The sequence below is a fragment of the Methylorubrum podarium genome (genome assembly GCF_022179745.1).
In the GTDB taxonomy this organism is placed as follows: domain Bacteria; phylum Pseudomonadota; class Alphaproteobacteria; order Rhizobiales; family Beijerinckiaceae; genus Methylobacterium; species Methylobacterium podarium.
Genome location: NZ_BPRD01000689.1, coordinates 1 through 1,335 on the forward strand (window position 1 = coordinate 1; position 1,335 = coordinate 1,335).

Below are 1,335 nucleotides of genomic sequence, written 5' to 3' on the forward strand. Positions count from 1 at the left end.
GACGCCGCCGGCCTCCTCCCAGCGATGCCGGTGCGTGGTCCAGTCGTCGACCAGCGCGTCGCCCGGACGGCAATGCTCGCGCTTGAGCGCAGCACTCGTCGTGATCATCGGAGTGCCGGGAAAGTGGCGCTCGGCCCACAGCCGCTTCTGCGGCTCGGCCCAGTTCCCCCGCGGCAAGCCGGTGAGGATGACGGGCCGGCACGCGCTGACGGCCTCGTAGAGGTCTCTCGCATCCGGCAACGGGTCGAGTTGCGCGAAGAAGTCGGGCTCCGCCGCCAGCCGGTCCCAGAACTGCTTCCGGCCGAAGCGGCGCTGGAACGCCTCCGGTGACAGTCCGAGCACGCGCGAGGCTCCTCCATCGAAATCGGCCAGGACCCCGTCGCAGTCGAGAAACACCGTCGGCATCGCTTTCGTCACATCCCCCGTCGTCGCGCGTCGCGGCCCCGCATGCGCGGCCCGACGAACAACGCGCGTCGGCGGCTTCGGCTCGCGGCGGCAGCAGAAGGCCGCACCCCGTCCCCGGCGCGTCGGTCTTTTCGGCCTTTGTGGGAGAAAGCGCCCGGCGCCGACGCCCCTCGAAGCAACGGTTGCGAGCCTGACCGTGACGCGATAGCTCGCTCCGGCGGGCGGATGGACATGGACAGCAACACACACACTCTCGTGCTCGTGCGTCACGGCCAGAGCGAGGACAACGAGCGGGAGCTCTTCTCAGGCTTGCGGGACCCGGCCCTGACGCCGCGCGGCGTCGAGGAAGCCGGCAGCGCCGGCACCACGCTGCGGAACCTCGGATACCGGTTCGACGCGGCGTTCACGAGCCGGCTCCGGCGGGCTCAGCACACGCTCGCGCTGCTCCTCGAGGCGCTGGGCCAATCCGATCTGCCCGTGCACACGGATGCGGCCCTGAACGAGCGCGACTACGGGGCGCTGGCCGGCCTGAACAAGCCGGACGCGCGCGCCCGGTTCGGGGTCGAGCAGGTCCGCACGTGGCGCAAATCCTACGATGCGGTGCCGCCCGGCGGCGAGAGCCTGGCGATGACGGAGGCGCGCCTGTGGCCGTTCTTCGAGCACGCGATCGCGCCCCGCGTTCTGAGCGGCGGCTGCGTGCTCGTCGTCGCCCACGGCAACTCGCTGCGATCCCTGCTCATGCGCCTCGACCGGATCGAGCCCCGGCAGATCGAGGACGTGAATATCGGCACGGCCGAAATCCTCGTCTACCGCGGCGACCCGGCCACGCGAACGCTCACCCGGGCCGCGACGATCGCGACGCCCGCGGGCGGTTGATACGGTTTCCGTTTGATCGCTGCGGTCAGAGCATGGTCTGTCCCCTCCCCCTTG

At 70.9% G+C, this 1,335-nt stretch carries 2 protein-coding genes; one reads left to right on the plus strand and one right to left on the minus strand.

The window, feature by feature from the left end:
• On the minus strand, window positions 1-405 hold a 405-nt coding region (locus MFF42_RS25835), incomplete at its 3' end, for a 5' nucleotidase, NT5C type (RefSeq protein ID WP_238258818.1).
• A gap of 231 nt (window positions 406-636) precedes the next feature.
• On the opposite strand from MFF42_RS25835, the gene MFF42_RS25840 reads away from it, so the two are divergent.
• On the plus strand, window positions 637-1,281 hold the full coding sequence (locus MFF42_RS25840) for a 2,3-bisphosphoglycerate-dependent phosphoglycerate mutase (protein ID WP_238258819.1): 645 nt from the start codon (window positions 637-639) through the stop codon (window positions 1,279-1,281).
• Window positions 1,282-1,335 lie beyond the last annotated feature (54 nt).